The organism is Streptomyces sp. NBC_01451, assembly GCF_036227485.1.
Taxonomy (GTDB): Bacteria; Actinomycetota; Actinomycetes; order Streptomycetales; family Streptomycetaceae; genus Streptomyces.
In genome coordinates, this window is record NZ_CP109479.1 from 9,037,030 (window position 1) to 9,056,492 (window position 19,463).

The following is a 19,463-nucleotide window of genomic DNA, read 5'->3' on the forward strand; positions in this document are numbered from 1 at the left end:
GGTACCTCCTGGTGAGATTGGCGGATGGACCTATGATTTGTATCTTTCCAGGTCAGAGTAAGTCGCGTCAGTTGTGGACCGTGGCGGTCCGTGGCGTTCGGAACCCCGCTCCGGCGGTACGGATGCCGAATTCGATGATGGTTCGTCAGGTGTGGCTGGCGTGCGGTTGGCGTGTGGTTGGACGGTTCTGGAAGCCTCCTCCCGAGAGTATCGACGCTGATTGGGCGGGGGCACGGGTACGGACGCCAACGGGAGTGTGCGGGTTGCACGGGCGTCGGTTTCCCCGAGGCATCGCTGGAGAGCGAGGTCGCCTTCCGGTCTCTGCGCGTGTGGAGACGGCTGGAGCCCAGGAGTGAGCTATCCGTGGCGGCGCCGGGCGGTCCCTCTGGGAGGCCCGGCACGCGATCGGGCACGTCTCGCCCGTCTCGCGCGGTCGTCGGCCCGACGCTGAAACGGCCCCAGCGGGCGGGGCTCAGCAAGATCGGTTACGGGAAGTGCGTTCTTGCCGCCGCAGGGAGATCAATCCCCTTGAGGGGACCAACAACCCTTTGGCTACGTGGCGTTGGGCCACACCCGTTCAACCGGGGTTCCGGATCTCGGTCAAGGCTGCTGTGGAGCGGTCAGGGCTTCGTGGGTCGACGTCAGGATCTTCTCCGACAGCTCTGTTCCCGCCGTGGCCCGGGCAAGCAGGAGCGCACCCACCAAGGTGGCCACCGCAGGAAGGCCGTCGTCGGTGTCGGTGGACATCCACGCGGCGAATTCCTGGACTCCGGCCGCGTACGTTTCGCGCACCTCCGCAGCTGCGGACTCGCGAGCCGTGTCCCCGGCGAATCCCGCGGTGGGGCAGCCGGTGCCGGGCTGGTCGCGGTGCTCGGTCGACAGGTAGAAGTCGACGAGGGCGCCGCGTGCGGTGGCGTGATCGCCGTGCGCCGTGTCGAACGAAGCCAGGAGTTGGTCTAGGTCCCCGAAAGCGGCTTGAGCCGCCTCGGCCACCAGGGCCTCCTTGGAGGGGAACTGCTTGTAGAAGCCGCCTGTGGTCAGCCCGATGGACTTCATCAGATCGGCGACGCTGATGCCGTTCACGCCGCGTTCCCGGAAGAGCCGGGAGGCCGCGGCGACCGCGCGCCTACGGTTCTCTAGCGCTTGCGCCTGCGAAACGCGACTCATCGGCCACCCGTCCATGATAGATAGTGAAGTGCATCTATCATATGTGAAGCGCCGGGCGGTCGGCCGCAGCGCATTCTTCCGCGTGAATCCATGCCTGGGCGCCTGGGTCCGTACTCGGCAAGTCGAGGAGTTGTCGTAGTCGGATGCCGTGCCGCTCGCCCCCGAGGGGCCCGGAGCGATTCGACGCCGGCTGGGGGCGGCTCGCGCTGTGCTCGGCGTATGTGAGGTGTGCGGGTCTCCGTAGGGGTGCCGTTGCCGTGCCCATGTGCCCGCGTGCCCGTCGTGAGAGCGGTATGCGTAACCGTCCATGGCGGCCAGGCGCCTGGGGGCGCCATCCGAAACCCCCTCCGCGCCGGTCCTCCGGCCCCCTGTGTGCCGAGCGGTCTCCAGCTGTGTGCGGTTGCCGGCGGTGCCCGGGCCGTTGACTGGCGCCCTTTAGATATCTATCGTAATCTAAAGCGAGGGCGACGCTTTGGCCCCCTACTCATCCGCCGTACCAGAAACGAGATCCCCCCCCCATGACCACGCAGAACAAGACAGCCGTCGTCACCGGAGCGTCCGCAGGCCTGGGCACCGCCTACGCGCATCGGCTTGCCGACCGGGGTTACGACCTGATCCTGGTGGCCCGGAACGCCGCGCGGCTGGAGACTCTGGCGTCGGACATCCGCAGCCGCACGGGCCGCGCGGTGGACGTCGTCGCCGCCGACCTCACCGATGCGGCGCAGCTCTCCGTGGTCGAGGAGCGTCTGCGGACCGACGAGAGCATCGAGATGCTGGTCAACAACGCCGGCGGTGCGCTGCTCACACCGCTGACAGGCGCCGACGCGGCGGCCTACGAGGCGCTGCTCAACCTCAACGTGACCTCGCTGACCAGGCTGACCATCGCGGTCCTGCCGGGGCTGACGGCCCGCGGGCGGGGCACCGTCGTGAACATCTCCTCTGCCATGGCTCTCAATATCCTGCCCGTCAGCGCCGTCTACAGCGGCACCAAGAGCTACGTGCTGACGTTCACCCAGGCACTGCAGCAGGAACTCGCCGAGAGCCCCGTCGTGGTGCAGGCCGTGCTGCCGGGCGCTGTCCGCACGGATCTCTGGGACGGCTCCGGCGTCGACCTCGCGACGTTCCCCGACGAGATCATCATGAACGTGGACGACGCCGTCGACGCGGCGCTCGCCGGCCTCGACGCCGGGGAGCCCGTCACCATCCTGTCGCTGCCGGACATCAGCGACTGGGAGTCGTTCGAGAAGGCGCGTCAGGCGCTCGTGCCGAACCTGTCGCTGAAGGTCCCGGCCGATCGCTACCGCGGCTGACCACCGCTCCGACTCCGGTGCGGGAGTCCTCTTGTGACAACGCCACAGCCGCTGCCGCCCACACGACCGACGCGTCCTGGGGCGTGGGTGAAGACCGACCCGCTCGGCGACCTCCCTCCTGATCGGCCGGCCGGGACCCAGCCCCTCCGTCGCCGGCGGTCATGAGCGCGGCAGGCTCCTGCGCACCGTCGACTGCCCCTACGCGCGGTCTGCCTTCCACGGCGGAAGGCCACCAGGCAAGCTCTCTAACCCCCCTTTTTTTTGCGAGGAACATCCCCATGTTGAACGCCCTGTGGAACCCGACCGTCGTCGGAGAGATCCCCCTGCCGCACCGGTTGGCCATGGCCCCCCTGACCCGGAACCGGTCCACCCCCGAAGGCGTACCGACCGAGCTGAACGCCGAGTACTACGCACAGCGCGCCTCGCACGCCCTCATCATCACCGAGGGCACCCAGCCCAACGCCGACGGCCAGGGCTACCCGGTGACCCCGGGCATCCACACCGGCGAGCAGATCGCCGGCTGGCGCAAGGTCACCGACGCCGTGCACAAGGCCGACGGACGCATCGTCATCCAGCTCATGCACGCGGGACGTATCGCCCACCCGGACAACACCCCCCACCACCGGCAGCCGGTGGCCCCTTCCGCGATCAAGGCGGCGGGCGAGATGTTCACCGCCACCGGGCTCCAGGAGATGCCGGTACCGCGCGAACTGTCCACCGAGGAAGTCGCCGCGACGGTGGACGACTTCCGGCGTGCCGCCGCGGCCGCCATCGCGGCAGGCGCCGACGGCGTCGAGATCCACGGCGCCAACGGCTACCTCGTGCACCAGTTCCTCGCCGACAACACCAACCAGCGCACCGACCAGTACGGCGGCTCCGTCGACAACCGCATCCGCTTCGCCGTCGAGGTCGCCACCGCTGTGGCCGAGGAGATCGGCGCCGGCCGCACCGGCCTCCGGATCTCTCCCGGCAACCCGTTCAACGACATCGCGGAGAGCGACACCCACGAGCTGTATCCGGCACTCGTGCGCGCCCTCGCCCCGCTCGATCTCGCCTACCTGCACATCGCTCACGGCGGCGACGACGAACTCCTGCACACCCTCCGCAAGCTGTGGCCGACCACGCTCGTCCTCAACCGGGCCGGCACCGACATCGCCACCCGCGCCAAGGACATCGAAGACGGCCTGGCCGATGTCGTCACCGTCGGCACCATGGCCCTCGCCAACCCCGACCTCGTCGCACGCGTACGCGTCGACGCACCCCTCAACACCCCCGACCCCGCCACCTTCTACGGCGGCGGCGAGGCCGGCTACACCGACTACCCCACCCACAGCGCCTGACAAGCCCCGGCGGCATCGGTCCTGGCGGGCCGGTAAGCCGACATGGCCCCCTGGAGGTACCACATGCCTGAGCACGCTGTTGTTGAACTGCTGTCCTCGGCACGCCTTCGACGTGTAGGGGTGACCGTCCAGGGCTGTCGGGCGGATCAGGTAGACCACTTGCCGTCCGGTCCGGTCAGCGGGCCGGTCCGGCCGCAGTCCATTGCTCGATGAGCCGGACGGTGCGGTCCGGGTGTTCCTCGTGCAGATAGTGGCCGGTGGCGGCCCAGTGGTCGACTCGGGATCCGGGTGCCCACAGGGTGCCGCGTTCCCAGTCGGCGGCCTCGGCTGAGGTCCATACCGTCAGGGCGGGGCAGGTGCGACGACGCAGGTACGCCTCGCTGTGCGGGCGGATGCCCACCGCGCCGGGGTCGGTGTACATACCCGCGTAGGCCTGGGCGATGACATGGCCGGGGGTGCCGAGCATGGCGCGGATGTGCGCGGTGCGCAGACCGGCCGGGGCGGTGGGGGAGAAGGCGCCGGCCACCAGGGGGACCGCGGCCGGGGCGCCGCTCTCGCGGTATGCGGTCAGGCGGCGCGGGATCTCGTCGAGTTCGGCTCCGTGTGCTCCGTGGGCGGGGTCGAGGGCGACGACGGAGCGTACGAGGTCCGGGTGGTCGACGGCGAGCAGGTTCACCACCTGGCCGCCCATGGAGTGACCGACGGCGGTGACGGGTCCGGCTCCCAGACGGGTGACCAGTGCTGTCAGGTCCTGGGCCATCGCCGTCGGGGTGTTGCCCTCGTCAGGGACGGGGGAGCGGCCGTGGCCGCGCAGGTCGGGGACGATCACGCGGTGTCCGGCGGCGGCCAGGATCTCGGCGTGCCGTGACCACTCACGACCGTCGCCGCCCCACCCGTGCACCAGCAGCAGGGCGGGCGCGCCGGAGGGGCCGAGGACGGTGTGGAACAGGTCGACAGTGGTGGTCACCCGGTCACCGCCTCATACGTGGCGTGGCCGAAGTCGGCGTGCACGCCCGCGCCGTCGAGGTCCTGGACCCACAGACCGAGCATCGCGCCGGTGAAACCGAGAACGCGCAGTTGGCCGTCGTGGAACTCGTCGGCGGCCTCGTCCGACAGAACCGTGGCGTCGAGTTCGAGCGGGAGGGTCTCGGCCCCGCCTCCGGTGTCGTACGAGAAGCGCAGCACGGGACCGTCGAGTTCGGCCCGCAGTACGACGGGCGTACCGGGAGCCAGGGGGACTCGGACGGGGTGGGCGGTGCGGGCGCCCTGTTCGCAGCTGAGCACGTGCAGGACGGGGCTGCCGTCGTCGGCCGAAGTGACGTACAGGTAGTGCCAGTTGCGGGTGTTGTAGTACGCGGTCACGCCCGCGAGGTGGTCCGGTGTGTGCGGGTCGAAGGTCACCCGGGTCTCGAACGAGCAGTGGGCGGAGGTGACCCGGCGTGCGACCAGGCTCGGGGACCGGCGACCGGCCGGGGGCTGGCCGCCCCGGATCCGCAGCGAGCCGGGGCACTCGGTCAGACTGAGCCAGTCCTCGTCGGCCGGGCGGCGCAGCGTCGACCAGTCCGGGCCGAGGAGGGGCGCGTCGAAGTGGTCGGTCGCGGGCGGTGCCGGGAACGGCGCGGGCGGCAGCGCGGGCGCCGGGACGGTGACCGCGGGGATGCCGCCCGCGATGCGCGGCCAGCCTTCCTCCGTCCAGGTGACCGGTTGCAGCGCGGTCTCCCGGCCGAGCACACAGCGGCCCCGCTCGGTGTGGGGGCGGGCGGTGATGTGGGCGGCGTACCACTCCCCGCCCGGGGTCTCGACCAGCGAACAGTGGCCGGCTTTCTGCAGGTCCAGCGTCGGGTCGTGCCGGGAGGTGAGCAGCGGCCCGGCCGGGTCCGGCTCGTACGGGCCGAACAGGTCGCGGGATCGGGCGACGGCCGCCCCGTGCTCGTAGCCGGTGCCTCCCTCGGCGTGCACGAGGTAGTACCAGTCGCCCCGGCGGTACAGGTGCGGGCCCTCGGCGACCCCGGCGGCCGTGCCCACGGTGATCGTCCTGGGCTGTCCCAGGAGCTTTCGAGAGGTGCGGTCGTACTCCTGCAACTCGATCCCCGCGAACATGTCGTGCTCCGGGCGCCAGTCGAAGCGCATGTTGAGCAGCCAACTGCGGCCGTCCCGGTCGTGGAAGAGCGAGACGTCGAAACCTCGGCCGTGCAACGGCACCGGGTCGGACCACGGGCCCTCGATCGACGGCGCGGTGGTCACGTGGTTCGGCAGGTCCTTCCAGCCCTCCGCGTAGGTGTCCACCACCGTGAAGACCAGGTGGAAAAGTCCGTCCGCGTAGGACAGCCCCGGCGCCCAGATCCCGCCGGAGTCGGGGACCCCGGCCAGGTCGAGCAGCCGGCGGCTGTCCAGCGCGCCGCCCAGCGCACGCCAGTTGACCAGGTCCCGGGAGTGGTGGAGCCGAACTCCCGGATACCACTCGAAGGTCGAGGTGGCGATGTAGTAGTCCTCGGCGCCGACCCGCAGGATCACCGGGTCGGGCTCGAAGCCGCGCAGGACGGGGTTGTGGATCACGTGAGGTCCGATCGGGTGTCGCTGGATCAGAGGGAGAACAGCAGGGTGCCGAAGCCGACCTGGTCGCACTGGGTCGGCGCGCCCTCCGGGCGGAGGCTGCCCGCCACCTGGGCCGTGTAGGGAGCGGACTTTCCGGCCCGTTTCACATAGTGGTTGTAAGCCATCTCGTAGATGGGCTTGAACGCGCCGCGCCCGTCCGACCCGATGCTCGGCCAGTGCCAGTTGCACCGCCCGAAGGTGGCGTCGTACGCGACGGTGTTGCCGAGGTTGTACTTCGCGGTGTATTCGAAGCCCGACAGCAGAAGCGAGCTGGATGCTCCGTACATGTCGAGGCCCTGGATCCAGCCGGTCTGGCAGATCTCCGCGAGCGAGCCCAGGATCAGCTGGGTGTGCCCCTGGTCGCGGCCGGACTCGCAGCACTGGCCGGTGCCGGACTGGACGAGTTTGGTCAGCCCGCAGCAGCTGTTGGTGTGGAACGCGTTGTACGCGTCGTTGAAGAGGGTGAGGTTGTTGCAGGCCACGGCGATCTGCATCATGCCCTTGAGGCCCATCAGGCCGTAGCCGCCGTCACCGTAGATGTTGATGAGCGGGACGAAGATGTTCTGGAACATGGCGACGGTGGCGTCCAGTTCGGACTGAGTCCAGCTGCCGGACGGGCCGGTGTAGTGCATGATCTCGACGGCGGCGGCCAGCTTGGCGCCGTAGATTCCGGCGGCGAGTTCGGCGTCGGCGCCGTTGATGGTCTGCAGCGCGTCGGTCCAGGACTTGATGATCGTCAGCGCCTTGTAGGCGTGGGCGGTGTCGCCGGTGATGTACCACATGACGGCGTTCTGGTACGCGGCGTTGCAGTCGTACCAGAGCTCCGCGTTGCCGCTTTCGGGGCTGGTGCCCCGGGTGACCGTCGCCCGGCCGCCCGCGACCACGTACGAGGACGACGAGAAGAAGTCGGCGGCGAAGACGTTGTAGCCGTCGATCCAGGGTGAGGCGCCGGCGGCGACCTTGGCGCGTATCCGGTTGAGGTCGGCGAGGCCGTGCAGTACGCCGGGGTGGGTGAGGGAGGTGAGGCCGGAGGTGACGGCGGCGGCGTTGGTCGCTCCCGCCAGTCCTGCGGCCCCGGCCATACCCGTGGTGCCGGCGCCGATCGCGGTGAGCTGGAGGAAGCGGCGCCGGTTGGGCCCGGTGGAGGGACCGTAGGGGTCGGCGGGAGACGGGAGTTCGGGGCCGGAAGCCGGCGACTGCGCGCTCTGCATGGGGTTCCTTGTCGACTCGACGCTGAGTGCGGTGAAGGGAACGGGATTCGGGAACGGTCAGATCCGGTGCAGGACGAGCGTGCTGCGCGGGCCCACCCTGGGGCGGACGCCGGCGCCGATGGTCTCTCCGGTGGCCAGGTCGCGGGCGGGGCCGAAGTCCTGACGTGCGGGGAGGGTGAAGACCTTGTCGGTGCTGGTGTTCATGGCGATCAGGTAGTCGCCGTACTCGCAGTGGTAGAAGGGTGCGCGGCCGACGAGCATGGTCTCCACGCCGTCGAAGTGGACGCCGAGGGTGGGGTCGGGGACGTCGGCCGGGACCGGCGCCAGATGGTAGACGTCGCCCTCCTGGGACTGGTGGAGGGTGTCGCCGGGCGGGGGGAAACCGCCGGGCGGGAGGCCTCCGGCACCGGGGTCGTTGATGGCGTAGTCCCACAGGATCCAGTCGCGGGCGGTGAAGGTGTCGTCGGTGGTGCCCGCGGAGTGCTGACGGATGGTCGCCGAACGCTGGTCGACGGGGGTGACGTGGTGGATGCGGGCGTAGTCGTTGACGCCCTGGCGGGCCCGCCAGTAGAGCGAGGCGAAGAGCAGTTGCCTGCCGTGCTTGACGGCGACGGCGCCGTTCTCCTCGTCGGTGAAGACGAAGTCGGGGCTGTCCCAGCCGGTGGGCAGCCGGCCCGGGCGGGAGGCGAGCGTCTGGAAGTCGTCCCAGTCGCGGGAGACCAGACGCAGGGCGTTGAGGCCGACGCGGGTCCAGTTGTACGTCGAGATGATCTTGAGCTGCGGCCAGAGCTGGCCGTCCGCCACCATCTCCTGGGTCCAGCCGACCAGGTCGGGGTCCTTGAAGACGGCGGCGGACATCAGCGGGTTGGAGTCCCACGCGGTGCGGGAGGCGTACGCGATGGCCCCGGGGTAGACCTCGTTGCGCCAGCCGATGACCGTCTCGGTGCGGGAGACCCGGGCGTTGTCACCGTCCACGTCGACGACACGGAACCGGCCCCGCGCCTTGACCATCTTGATCATCTGCTCGCGCAGCTCCGGAGCCTCCTGGCCACCGTGGCCCAGGGTCACCGACTCGTACATCATGACCAGCCAGTCGGTGACCTCGCCGTAGCTGCCGACATAGCCCAGCTCGCGGGTCAGGCCCGCCCTGGTGACCTGGTAGTAGCCCTCGCCGAGCGGCTTCGTCGGGTTGCCGTCGGCGTCCTCGGGGCCGAGGTAGGGGACCATGCCGATGGACTGGTACAGGTAGTCGCGCGCCTTGGCCTCGGGAAGGGCGAGGTCCTGGTCCAGCAGTCCCAGGCCCCGGTTGGTCTGGTAGATGCCGATGGCGCATATCTGGGCCTGGTTGGAGTAGTGCGGGAAGTGCTGCCGCCAGTAGTCACGGCTGGACTGGAGCATGTTCTTGTACGCCGCCCGGCGAACCGGCTGTTGCGCCGTGCCGGCGGCGGGGGCGATGACGTCGACGTCGTCGAACCAGGCCGAGCCGGGGCCGGTCAGGCGCAGGTGGAACTCGACATGGGTGGCGCCGTCCGGGGTCGCGATGTCGAGGGAGACGTACTCCCAGTCGTGGGTGCCGGTGGTGGCGTACTTCTTGTGGTCGCTGCCGACCAGGTTGCCGCTCGCGTCGTAGAAGAGCGGGTCGATGTGGGCTCCGAGGCCGGTCACACTGTCGGTCCTGACCCAGGCGCCGTAGGTGTATGTGCCCGAGCCGACCTGGACCTTGGGGGTGGCGTAGACGTAGCTGTACCCGCTGTCGCCGGTGGCCGTGAGTCTGAGGGAGGCGGAGCCGGTGCGCGCGACGGTCGTGTCGCGGGCCCAGGTGCCACCGGCGGCCCAGCCGGGCCTGGCCCAGGCGGTGGGCGTGGCGCCGCCGGCCTCGAAGCCGGCGTTGCGCAGCTCGGTCGGCTTGACCAGGTCGACGGAGTCGAACCAGGCGGTGCCGGGGCCGGAGAGCCGCAGATGCAGCTCGATCTGGGTGGCCCCGGAGGGGGTCGTCAGATCGACGGAGACGTACTCCCAGTCGTGGGTGCCGGTGGTGGCGTACACCTTGTGGTCGCTGCCGACCAGGTTGCCGCTCGCGTCGAAGAAGAGCGGGTCGATGTGGGCTCCGAGGCCGGTCACGCCGTCCGTCCTGATCCACGCGCCGTACGTGTACGTGCCCGCGCCGACCTTGGTCCTGGGTGCGGAGTTGACGTAGCTGTAGCCGCCGGCGGTCGTGGCGGTGAGCTTGAGGGAGGCGGAGCCGGTGCGGGAGACGGTGGTGTCGCGGGACCAGGTGCCGCCACCGCCGGATGCCCAGCCGGGCCGGCTCCAGGAGGTGGGGGTGGTGCCGCCGTCCTCGAAGCCGGCGTTGGCGATCTCGTAGGGGGAGCCGGTGACCCTGGCGTCCAGCCTGTCGCCGAGATGGTCCCAGAGCAGGGCCAGACACAGGCCGACCCGGCCGAAGCCCTGCCACTGCTGGTCGGAGCCGGTGAGCACGGTCGCGTCGGACTGCCAGGCCATGTAGCGGCCGTCGATGGCCTGCAGGACCCGCTCGACGGCGGCGTCCTGCTGGTAGGCGGGGCTGCCGGACCACAGGTAGCCCTGGGCCAGCGACTCCATCGCCCAGCCGTCCATGGTGGCGGGGGTCGCGGTGGTGAGGAGGTCGGTCTGTTCCCGCTGGACCCGAGCCTTGACGGCGTCCAGCACCTCCGCGCCCGTGGTGCGCGCCTCGGGTATCGGGGCCGGCCCCTGGACCTCGCCCTTGGGCGGCACGAAGTACGGCTCCGTGTGGGTGTAGATCCGGTAGATGCCGCGCGAGGGCGTGGTCTGGTTGTAGTAGAGCTGGGCCTGGTTCTGACCGTAGGACCAGATGCGGCCCATGGAACGGATCTCCAGGGTCACCTTCTCCTTGCCCGCGGTCATCCTCTCGGGCAGGGGCAGGGTGTGGAAGAAGAAGCGGCCCGGGGCGCGCGGGGAGGTGTCGAGGATGTCGAGGCTGTCGACGGCGCCCTCGTCCTGGTAGCCGATCTGAAGACCCTCGCAGAACAGTTGCAGCCGCCAGTTCTGGGATCCGAAGCCCGCCTCGGTGGCGGTCGGGTCGTGCTCGTCGCCCCACAGCCGGACGGTGACGTAGGTGGTGCCGGTCGGGCTGACGGCGACGCTGAACTTCAGGGTGCCGCCCCAATAGCTCGCCGGTTCCGAGGGGTTGAGGACGCGGGCGCTCTGGCCGAGGCCGCCGGTGACGGTGTCGGATCCCGTGGCGGTCAGACCGTGGGCGCTTTCGGAGTCGTCATTGCCGAAGACAACGATGTCCAGGGGCCTGCCGGCGGACTTCGTGGACGCGCCGGCCGAGCCGGGGCCGGGGGTGGCGGTCGGGAAGGCGGGCGCGGCCGTCGCGGACGGATTGGTCAGCCAGCTGAGGCCGACCGCGGCGGCACCGGTGGCACCGGCGTACTTGAGCACTTCACGGCGTTGGGGAGTGTTGGTCATGGCTGATCCTTATTTGAGGCTGCCCATGAGAATTCCGCTGCGCCAGTACTTCTGGAGGGCGAACATGAGGATCGCCAGCGGAATGATCGACAAGAGCGATCCGGTGAGGACGAGCGTGTTCATGTCGCGGGAGGTCTGCGCCTGCTGTACCCAGGAGAAGAGGCCCAGGGTGACGGGGAAGGTGCGCTCGCCGTTGAGCATGAACAGAGGCAGGAAGAAGTTGTTCCAGATGCCGATGAAGTCGAGCATGAAGATGGTGACTCCACCGGTCCGCATCAGCCGCAGTGCGACGGAGAGAAAGATCCGCAGTTCACCGGCGCCGTCGATGCGGGCGGCCTCCATCAGCTCGGTGGGCACGGAGCTGTCGGCGTAGACCTTGCCGAGGTAGACCCCGAACGGGTTGATGAAGTACGGGATCAGCACCGACCAGATGGTGTTGGTGAGCCCGATGTCGGCGAACACGAGGTAGAGCGGGAACGCGAGCAGGGTGCTCGGCAGCAGGGAGGCGCCGACGATCACCGCGAACAGGGCGCCGCGGCCCCGGAACTCGAACTTCGCGATGCCGTATCCGGCGGCGAGCGAGATGAAGGTGGAGCCCGCCGCACCGAGGGTGGAGTAGAGGACGGAGTTGCCGATCCACCGCAGGAAGACGCCGTCGTGGTAGTCCCAGATCGCCTGGAAGTTGTCACCGAGGTGGTTGGAGGAGAACCACAGGCCGAAGGTGGAGTAGAGGTCGGTCTGGTTCTTGGTCGCGGAGACGAGCAGGAACCAGGTGGGTGCGAGCGAGTAGAGCAGGAAGACGATCAGCAGACCGGTGGTGAGTGCCACCGCCCCCCGGGTGGGGCGCACACCGCCGCCGGACGTGCCGGTGGCCTTGCTGGGACGCGTGTGCGCGGTGCCGCCGCCCTGGCCGGTGGCCGCCCCGGGGGTACTGGTGGCCTCGGTGGCGTTGACAGCCTCGGTGGTCATGACATCTTCCTGTTCGTGACGCGGTAGAAGACGAAGGCGAGGATGCCGGTGACGACGGCGAGAACCAGCGACTCGGCGGCGGCGTACTGGTAGTTGCCGGTCTTGAACGCCTTGTCGAAGATCTCCATCATCGGTGTGAAGTCGGTGTTGATCGACTCCGGTGCGACATACCTCAGCAGCAGCGGCTCGGCGAACAGCTGGAGCCGGCCGATGAGCGAGAACATGCCGGTCAGCACGAGGATCCCGGTGATGTTCGGGACCTTGATCGACCAGGCGATGCGCCATTCGCGGGCCCCGTCGAGCCGGGCCGCCTCGTACAGCTCCCGTGGCAGGGCCTGGAGCGACGCGGAGATCAGGATCACGTTGAAGCCGATGCCCTGCCAGGTGAGCAGGTTGCCCAGGGAGAGATAGGTGTTGATGCCGCCGAACAACGTGAGGTGCACACCCGCCCGGTCGGCCAGGTCGATGACCGGACTGATCGTCGGGCTGTAGAGGAACAGCCAGATGAGTGTCGCGACCACGCTCGGAACGACGTACGGGACAAGGAGCCCCGCCCGGAAGAAGCGGACCGCCCGCGCGGCGACACCGTCGAGCAGCAGGGCCAGCAGCAGCGAGATGCCCAGCATCACCGTGATCTGCGCGGTTCCGAAGAGCAGGGTGCGCAGCATGCTGGACCAGAAGGCGCCGTCGGTCAGGATCGCCGCGAAGTTGGCGAAGCCGGTGAAGACGACCCGGGTCGGGCCGAAGCCCAGCCCGGCGCTCTTCTTCTCGTGCAGGCTCTGGCTGAAGGCGTAGCCGATCGGCAGGACGTAGGTGAACAGGAAGCCGGCCAGGAAGGGCAGCGCGAAGAGCAGGCCCTTGTAGGCTCCCCGCCTCCCGGTCCGGCGGGGGGAGGTCCGCCTGACCGGGGAGTCGGTCGCGACCGGCGGTCGCGTCAGGGTGGGCACGGGATGTCTCCAGGTGAGGTGCGTCGGCTGTCTCCGGGCGAGCGGGCGGGAGGGGTCAGCTGCCCGCGACGGCCTTGATGTCCTTGCTGTTCAGGTCGTCGACGGTCCACTTCTCCAGGCCGGTCAGCATGTCCTTGACCGTGAGTTCCCTCTTGATGACCTTGCCCCACTGCTTCTGCATTTCGGAGTACATCGCCGCGTAGTTCGGCCCGTACTGCCACTGGTCGCCGACCCGGGAGGCGGCCGTGGTGATCACCGTGGCGCTGTCGGACTCCTTGTTGAACATCTCGGTCGGAATGATCTTGTCCACGTACGGCGACACGTCCTTGACCGCGGGGAACAGGCCGGACTTGGAGGCGGGGTCCGTGAGCGCGGTCAGGGACTCCTTGCTGCTGCTCAGCCAGGCGGCGAACTGGGTGGCGCGGTCGGGGTACTTGCAGCCCTTGAGGACGGCCGTCGTGTCGAAGTTGCTGGAGGTCCGCGGCTGCGCGGTGTCGAAGACCGGGGCGTCCGCGAGCTGCCACTTGCCCTTGGACTTGGGGAAGTTGGTGTCGTAGATCGGCAGCTGCCAGGTCGAGGTGGTCATAGCGATGGTCCTGCCGAGGTCCCAGGTCTTGAAGACGCCCGGGTCGGAGTAGGAGGCGTTGGAGGCGAGGCCGTCGTCGACGAGCTGCTGGACGATGTCACCGGCCCTGAGCGCCTCCGGCGAGGTGAAGCTGATCGTCCAGTGGTCGCCGTCCGCCTTGTACCACTGGGCGCCGGCCTGCCAGGACAGGTCGACCAGGGTGCTCGGGTCCTCGCCGGCCATGTTGAAGATCTTGACGTCCTTGTTCTGCTGCTTCGCCTTCTTGCCGGCGGCGATCAGGTCGTCCCAGGTCTTGGGCGCCTCGATGCCGTACTTCTTGAACAGGTCCGCGCGGTAGGCGGTGAACAGAGGCGAGGAGCCCATCGGGATGCCGAAGGTGGTGCCGCCCGGGCTGACCGCGTTCCACGCCGGAGCGGTGTACTGCGACTTGTACTGGGCGGCGTTCCCGCTGATGTCGGTGAGCAGACCGTCGGCGGCGAAGCCCGCCAGGTTCATTCCGTCCATCTTCGACAGACACGGGGCGTTGCCCGAGGTCACCGCTGCGCGGAGCTTCTGATAGGCGGTGTCGCCGGCCGCGTTGACGAACTTGATCCGGGTCTCGGGGTGCTCCTTGTTCCAGACCTTGGTCTGGGCCTCGATGCCCTCCGTCCAGCTCCAGAACTCCAGGGTGACCTTGCCCTCGGTGCTCGGCCGGGCCTCGGCGTTCGTGCCGTCGCCGCTTGAGCAGGCGGCGAGAAGGAGACAGAGCGAGGCGGTCAGGGCCGCCGCGTTGAGGGTTCTGGCGCGATACGTGGTCATCGGTCCTCCACAGGGGACAGGGTGCGCGTGCGGTGTGGGGGCCGGCGCGGTGGTCAGCGAGGCAAAGGCGGCAAGGTCCGGCGGGGTCACACCCGAAGAGGGAAAGTAACCGTTTGCTGCGTGGACCGTAAGGGGCTGATGGCTGGAACCGCAAGAGGGCGAGGCCCGATTGTTTCGCCAAACTTTCAAATGCGTTACCTGCTGGGCTACTGACCTGGGAAATCTATGTCCCTGGTGATTCCGGTGGGTGACGGTGACCCTGTCTCGACTTCAGGCGAAACCATTGACCCCTGGCTGGAATCCTCTCTAGCGTAGAATACGTTTACTTTCATCTGATCCTTTCTCCGCGTCGAAGCAGGAGTCCCATGCCCAGCCCACACCTGCCCTCAGCCGTGTTCGCGATGAACCCGGTCCACCTGCCCGAGCTCTTTCCGCCACACCTGATGGCGCGGGTGGGGGAACTGGTGCGGATCGACTCCACGCTCGTCGTCCAGGACTTCACCGACCCGGCCGCGCGGGAGGCACTGGCCGAGGCCGAGATCCTGATCACCGGATGGGGCTGCCCGCACATCGGCGCCGAGGCGCTGGCCGCCGCGCCCCGGCTGCGCACCGTGCTGCACGCGGCGGGCAGTGTGCGCAGCCTCATCGGGGCGGATGCCTGGCAACGCGGCCTCACCGTCTCCAGCGCGGTGCAGGCCAACGCGCTGCCGGTGGCGGAGTACACCCTCGCCGCGATCCTGTTCGCCGGTAAGGACGCCTTCGGCCTGCGTGAACGTTTTCGGACCGTGCGCGCCTACCCCGCGCCCACCGAGTACGCGGACATCGGCAACCTCGGCCGGCGCGTCGGGGTGATCGGCGCCTCGCGGATCGGCCGCCGGGTGCTCGAACTCCTGCGCCCCTTCGACCTCACGGCGGCCCTGTACGACCCGTACGTGGACGAGGCCGAGGCGGCTTCCCTCGGCGCCGTACCGATGTCCCTGGAGGAACTGCTGCGCACCAGCGACATCGTCAGCCTGCACGCCCCGGACATCCCGCAGACCTACCGGATGCTGGACCGCGACCGGCTGGCGCTGATCAGGGACGGCGGCGTACTGATCAACACCTCGCGGGGCGCCCTCGTCGACCCCGAGGCGCTCACCGACGAGCTGGTCGCCGGGCGGATCAGCGCCGTGCTCGACGTCACCGAACCCGAGCCGCTGTCCACGGGGTCCCCCCTCTATCGGCTGCCCAATGTCTTTCTCACCCCGCACATCGCCGGATCGCTCGGCAACGAACTGGAACGGCTCGGCCGTACGGTCGTCGACGAACTGGCACTCCTCGCCGCAGGACGCCGGCTCGCCCACGCGGTAAGCCTGGCGGACCTGGCGATCAGCGCCTGAGTCGGCTGTCGGCATGGGCCTCCGGCCGGCGTACGTGTGTTGTGTCCCTTCCGGTCCCCGTCGTCGTGGGACGGCTGTGGCCCCTCGGTGAACCCGTGCTCACCGAGGGGCCACAGCCGTCCCACGAGAGCGTCGGGCTTCAGGTCGCGGTGTCGGCCGGGCCGGTGCCGAAGGACAGCAGTACCGCCGACCGCTCGGCCGGGAGGGTCACCCGCACGGTGCGCTCCGGGCCGTCCCAGTCGTACGACGGCCGTGGCCCCGCCCCGAACAGCAGGCGCGGCCGGTCCGCCTCGGTGGTCCACGGAAGGGGAACGGACACGGTCTCGGGCGCGCCGTCCCGACGCCATAGAGCCAGCAGGGTCGTGTCGTCGGCCGTGCTGAGGGCCAGGGCGAGCCAGCCGCCGCGCCAGTCCGGCAGGCCGAGCGGCCAGTGGGGGCGGGCGGTGGGCAGGAGATGGCGGTAGGTCTTGTAGGTGGCCAACGCCTCGCGCACGATGTCCATTTGATGATCCGTCAGAAGGTCTGGGCGACCGCTGAGATGGACCCGGCCGAGCATGGCCGTCACCATCACCATGCCCAGCTCGGCGTCGGTGTGCTCCGGCAGGGGGTAAGCCCAGATCGCGCCCTGTTCGGGGGTGACCGCGGTGGGCGCGGCGGCGGCGATGGCGGGGAGGAGCCGGAAGTCCTGCTGGTCGGTGACGGAGTGGATGGGCAGGCGGGAGAGGATCGCGTGGTCGGTGCGGCTGCCGCCGGCCGCGCAGCTCTCCAGGACCAGGCCGGGATGACGGTCCAGGACGCCGTCGAGCCAGTCCAGGTGGGCGCGGTTGTGGCCGAGGAGGCCGTCGCCGGGACTGTCGGTACTGTCCGGGCCGTCGGTGCCCGCACCGATGTCGATGTTGTAGTCGAGTTTGAGGTAGCCGACGCCGTAGTGGTGCACCAGCCGGTCCACGACCCCGTCGAGGTGGGCGCGCGCCGCCGGATGGCGCAGGTCGAGCTGGTGGCGTCCCCACTCCGCCAGACGGACGCCGTCCCGCCGGAAGAAGGCCTCGTCGGGCAGGGCGGCGGCGACCGGGCTGCGTACGCCGACGACCTCGGGCTCCAGCCACAGTCCCGGGACCATGCCCGCATCGCGGATGCGGTCCAGGACCTCCATGAGCCCGCCGGGGAAGCGGGTCCCCGACTCCTTCCACTCGCCCACCGAGTCCCACCATCCCGGGACACCGCCGGGGCCGACCGTGCCGGGCGGCTCGACGTCGTACCAGCCGGCGTCGACGCAGAAGTACTCGGCACCGGCCGTCGCGGCTGCGTCGACCAGAGGCAGCAGGGCCTTGGTGCTGGGCTCGCCCATCAGGCTGTTCATGAAGTCGTTGAAGACCACGGGCAGCACCTGGTGGTCGGGGTGCGGGCGCCGGGTGGCGCGCCGGTGCCGGGTCATGGCGTCGAGCGCGGCCTCCGGTCCTCCCGTGGGAACGAAGGCGACCGAGGCGGGTACGGTACGGAACGACCCGCCGGGGGCGAGAACACGGCGCCACTGGTGCTCGCGGTCGGTCGGCCCGGACAGCGCGAGGTAGACGTCGTCGCAGCGATCGGCCACCTCGGCGTGCCAGGACCCGTTGTGCTCGATCTGCCACAGCAGGGCACGGCCGGTTCGGATCTCCTCCAGGCAGCCCATGGGCAGGTGTTCGGAGGAGGACCAGGAGCCGGTGCTGGTCACGGCGATCCGGTTCTTCGACCCGGTCTGGCCGAAGGGCACCATGCCCACGTCGTAGAGACCGCGCTCGGCCAGAGTGGCCCTGGACCAGCGGTATTCGCCGCTCCAGGGATTGGCCGCGAGCCACAGGGCCAGGCCGTCCTCCCAGCGTTCGCCGTCCCCGAGATGGCGGGCGAGGTTGGCGCACGCGAAGGAGGAGACGTACTCCAGGGTGACCTGACGGTCGCCCGCGTTCTCCAGGCAGGCCTCGGTGCGGAGAACCGGGATGCCCTCCCGCAGGGTGCAGACGGCGGTGACGCTTAGACCGGTGGTCCTGTCGGCCATCCGCACGCGCAGAACGCGTACGTCCTCGTCCCCGTCTCCGTCGCTGTTCCCGTCCCCGCGTCGCTCGTGGACCACCTCCTCGTGACCGGTGTAGCGCAGGGCCAGCGCCGCGGCACCGTCCACATGGCGCTTGCCCGAGGTGCCGAGCCGGCCGCTGCCCGCGGTCTGGACCTCGACCAACGGCAGGGCGCGGTGCGTGAGCAGGGCGCACAGTTCGGGTTCATGCCCGGGATCCGGCAGCGTGGCCGCCTCGCCCGCTGCCAGCACCCTGACCGGACCGGCAGGGTCGAGGCACAGGATCAGGGACAGTTCGTCGGTTCCCCAGCGCAGGTGGGTGACGGACATTGAGGCGACTCCGGTGAATCTAGTAAACGATTACTGTTCGAAGACCGTAATTCGCGCATCAGCTGTCTGCAAGAGGCCTCACATGCAGTAACGTCGAGCTGTGACGGACAACGGAAGCGGCTCTCCAACGGGCTCCGAACTCAAGCAGCCCGGCAGGCGGCGGCGTACCAAGAGTGCGAGTGGCGGGCCCAGCACGATTCGTGATGTCGCTGTGAAGGCCGGCGTGTCGGTGGCAACCGTTTCCCGAGCGCTCGCCGGGAACTATCCGGTCTCCGAGGCCACGCGTGCCCGGGTCATGGCAGCCGTCGAGTCCCTGCACTACGTGGTGAACGTCCACGCCAAGGCTCTCTCCGGCCAGGTCGCCGGCCCGATCGCCATGGTCCTGCAGGACATCACCGGACCTTCACTGGCCCATGTCGCGGCAGGGGTGGAGCAGGAGGCGGCGGCACGCGGCAGGCTCAGTCTGGTCTGCGTCACCCACAACGACCGGGGCCGGGAGGACGACCTGGTGCAGCTCATGCGCGAGCAGCACGCGGCGGCGGTGATCCTCGTCGGCGGAGCGGTGCTGGACGACGCGTATCACGAGCGCATGGCCGAATACGCCAGGGCGCTGGAATCCGCCGGTTCCCGGCTGGTCCTGTGCGGACGGCCGCCGCTGCCGTCCAGCCTGCCGGTGACGGTGGTCGACTACGACAATCGCGGCGGCGCCTTCCAGGCCGTCGACCACCTGCTCGGCATGGGACACCGGCGTGTCCTGTTCCTGGGGGGCGATCCCCTCATGAGCAGCGCGGAGCAGCGCCGGTCCGGGTATCGCCAGGCGCTGCGGGCCCACGACGTTCCGTACGCCGAGGAGCTGGATGTGGCCGGGCAGTACACCAGGGTCTCCGGCTATCAGCGGATCCGGGCCGCGCTGAAGGAAGGACTGGGCTTCACGGCGATCTTCGCGGGCACGGACGTGGTGGCCGTCGGTGCCCTGGCGGCGCTGCGTGAGGCCGGTCTGTCCGTGCCCGGTGACGTGTCCCTGGTCGGCTTCGACGACGTGCCTTTCGCCGCCGACCTGACGCCCGCGCTCACCACGGTGCGGGTTCCCTACGAGGACCTTGGACGCACCGCGGTCCGCCTGGCGCTGGAGGGGGAGAAGCCTCTCGCCGACGACCATGTGGTGCTGGGCACTCAACTGGTGATCCGGCAGTCGGTACGACCACCGAAGTGATGCCGACAACGCCCTGGCCCGTGCCGGACGGCCCGCGCCGCCGCAGCGGAGTTGCCACGGCCCGGCCGCTCGCGTAACCGGGCGCCCGGATATCGCT

Annotated in this window: 13 protein-coding genes; 4 read left to right on the forward strand and 9 right to left on the reverse strand. The window is 69.6% G+C overall.

All coding sequences use genetic code 11. The annotated features are described in order from the left end of the window. Positions 1-600: 600 nt before the first annotated feature. Positions 601-1,182, reverse strand: a complete 582-nt coding sequence (locus OG595_RS39865) for a TetR/AcrR family transcriptional regulator (protein WP_329280872.1) — start codon at positions 1,180-1,182, stop codon at positions 601-603. Positions 1,183-1,685: 503 nt separating this feature from the next. On the opposite strand from OG595_RS39865, the gene OG595_RS39870 reads away from it, so the two are divergent. Together OG595_RS39870 and OG595_RS39875 are read left to right on the forward strand one after the other, a co-directional pair. Continuing rightward, entirely contained in the window at positions 1,686-2,477 is a 792-nt protein-coding gene (locus tag OG595_RS39870; protein WP_329280874.1) for an SDR family NAD(P)-dependent oxidoreductase, read from the forward strand. A gap of 278 nt (positions 2,478-2,755) precedes the next feature. After that, positions 2,756-3,817: an alkene reductase gene (locus OG595_RS39875; protein ID WP_329280875.1), complete on the forward strand. Its 1,062-nt coding sequence runs from the start codon at positions 2,756-2,758 to the stop codon at positions 3,815-3,817. Between the two features lie 175 nt (positions 3,818-3,992). Here OG595_RS39875 and OG595_RS39880 read toward each other — a convergent pair whose 3' ends face one another. The 7 genes from OG595_RS39880 to OG595_RS39910 all read right to left on the reverse strand — a co-directional run bounded on the left by OG595_RS39880 (position 3,993) and on the right by OG595_RS39910 (position 14,394). Beyond that, positions 3,993-4,784, reverse strand: a complete 792-nt coding sequence (locus tag OG595_RS39880; protein ID WP_329280877.1) for an alpha/beta fold hydrolase — start codon at positions 4,782-4,784, stop codon at positions 3,993-3,995. Beyond that, positions 4,781-6,373, reverse strand: a complete 1,593-nt coding sequence (locus tag OG595_RS39885; RefSeq protein ID WP_329280879.1) for a glycoside hydrolase family 43 protein — start codon at positions 6,371-6,373, stop codon at positions 4,781-4,783. The genes OG595_RS39880 and OG595_RS39885 overlap by 4 nt, the downstream gene beginning before the upstream one ends. Positions 6,374-6,399: 26 nt before the next feature. After that, on the reverse strand, positions 6,400-7,623 hold the full coding sequence (locus tag OG595_RS39890; protein ID WP_329280881.1) for a hypothetical protein: 1,224 nt from the start codon (positions 7,621-7,623) through the stop codon (positions 6,400-6,402). Positions 7,624-7,680: 57 nt separating this feature from the next. Then, on the reverse strand, positions 7,681-11,094 hold the full coding sequence (locus tag OG595_RS39895; RefSeq protein WP_329280883.1) for a Tat pathway signal sequence domain protein: 3,414 nt from the start codon (positions 11,092-11,094) through the stop codon (positions 7,681-7,683). Positions 11,095-11,103: 9 nt separating this feature from the next. Then, positions 11,104-11,943 (reverse strand): carbohydrate ABC transporter permease, encoded by an 840-nt coding sequence (locus tag OG595_RS39900; protein ID WP_329283552.1) that lies wholly within the window; start codon positions 11,941-11,943, stop codon positions 11,104-11,106. A gap of 116 nt (positions 11,944-12,059) precedes the next feature. Further along, positions 12,060-13,010, reverse strand: coding sequence for a carbohydrate ABC transporter permease (locus OG595_RS39905; RefSeq protein WP_329280884.1), 951 nt, complete (start codon positions 13,008-13,010; stop codon positions 12,060-12,062). A gap of 55 nt (positions 13,011-13,065) precedes the next feature. Then, positions 13,066-14,394 carry an ABC transporter substrate-binding protein gene (locus OG595_RS39910; protein WP_329280886.1) on the reverse strand — a complete coding sequence of 443 codons (1,329 nt, stop codon included), beginning with the start codon at positions 14,392-14,394 and terminating at the stop codon, positions 13,066-13,068. Positions 14,395-14,759: 365 nt separating this feature from the next. Here OG595_RS39910 and OG595_RS39915 point away from each other — a divergent pair, with 365 nt between their 5' ends. Continuing rightward, positions 14,760-15,773, forward strand: coding sequence for a hydroxyacid dehydrogenase (locus OG595_RS39915; RefSeq protein WP_329280888.1), 1,014 nt, complete (start codon positions 14,760-14,762; stop codon positions 15,771-15,773). Positions 15,774-15,912: 139 nt separating this feature from the next. Here the strand turns inward: OG595_RS39915 and OG595_RS39920 are convergent, their stop codons facing one another. After that, on the reverse strand, positions 15,913-18,153 hold the full coding sequence (locus OG595_RS39920; protein WP_329280890.1) for an alpha-galactosidase: 2,241 nt from the start codon (positions 18,151-18,153) through the stop codon (positions 15,913-15,915). Positions 18,154-18,253: 100 nt separating this feature from the next. Here OG595_RS39920 and OG595_RS39925 point away from each other — a divergent pair, with 100 nt between their 5' ends. Then, positions 18,254-19,366 carry a LacI family DNA-binding transcriptional regulator gene (locus OG595_RS39925; protein ID WP_443073296.1) on the forward strand — a complete coding sequence of 371 codons (1,113 nt, stop codon included), beginning with the start codon at positions 18,254-18,256 and terminating at the stop codon, positions 19,364-19,366. The last annotated feature ends 97 nt before the right edge of the window (positions 19,367-19,463 follow it).

What these genes read in the sequence shown, in the direction of transcription:
- OG595_RS39865 (WP_329280872.1), bottom strand. Translation starts at nt 1,182, where the DNA reads ATGGACGGGTGGCCGATGAGTCGCGTTTCGCAGGCGCAAGCGCTAGAG.
- OG595_RS39870 (WP_329280874.1), top strand. Translation starts at nt 1,686, where the DNA reads ATGACCACGCAGAACAAGACAGCCGTCGTCACCGGAGCGTCCGCAGGC.
- OG595_RS39875 (WP_329280875.1), top strand. Translation starts at nt 2,756, where the DNA reads ATGTTGAACGCCCTGTGGAACCCGACCGTCGTCGGAGAGATCCCCCTG.
- OG595_RS39890 (WP_329280881.1), bottom strand. Translation starts at nt 7,623, where the DNA reads ATGCAGAGCGCGCAGTCGCCGGCTTCCGGCCCCGAACTCCCGTCTCCC.
- OG595_RS39895 (WP_329280883.1), bottom strand. Translation starts at nt 11,094, where the DNA reads ATGACCAACACTCCCCAACGCCGTGAAGTGCTCAAGTACGCCGGTGCC.
- OG595_RS39910 (WP_329280886.1), bottom strand. Translation starts at nt 14,394, where the DNA reads ATGACCACGTATCGCGCCAGAACCCTCAACGCGGCGGCCCTGACCGCC.
- OG595_RS39915 (WP_329280888.1), top strand. Translation starts at nt 14,760, where the DNA reads ATGCCCAGCCCACACCTGCCCTCAGCCGTGTTCGCGATGAACCCGGTC.
- OG595_RS39920 (WP_329280890.1), bottom strand. Translation starts at nt 18,153, where the DNA reads ATGTCCGTCACCCACCTGCGCTGGGGAACCGACGAACTGTCCCTGATC.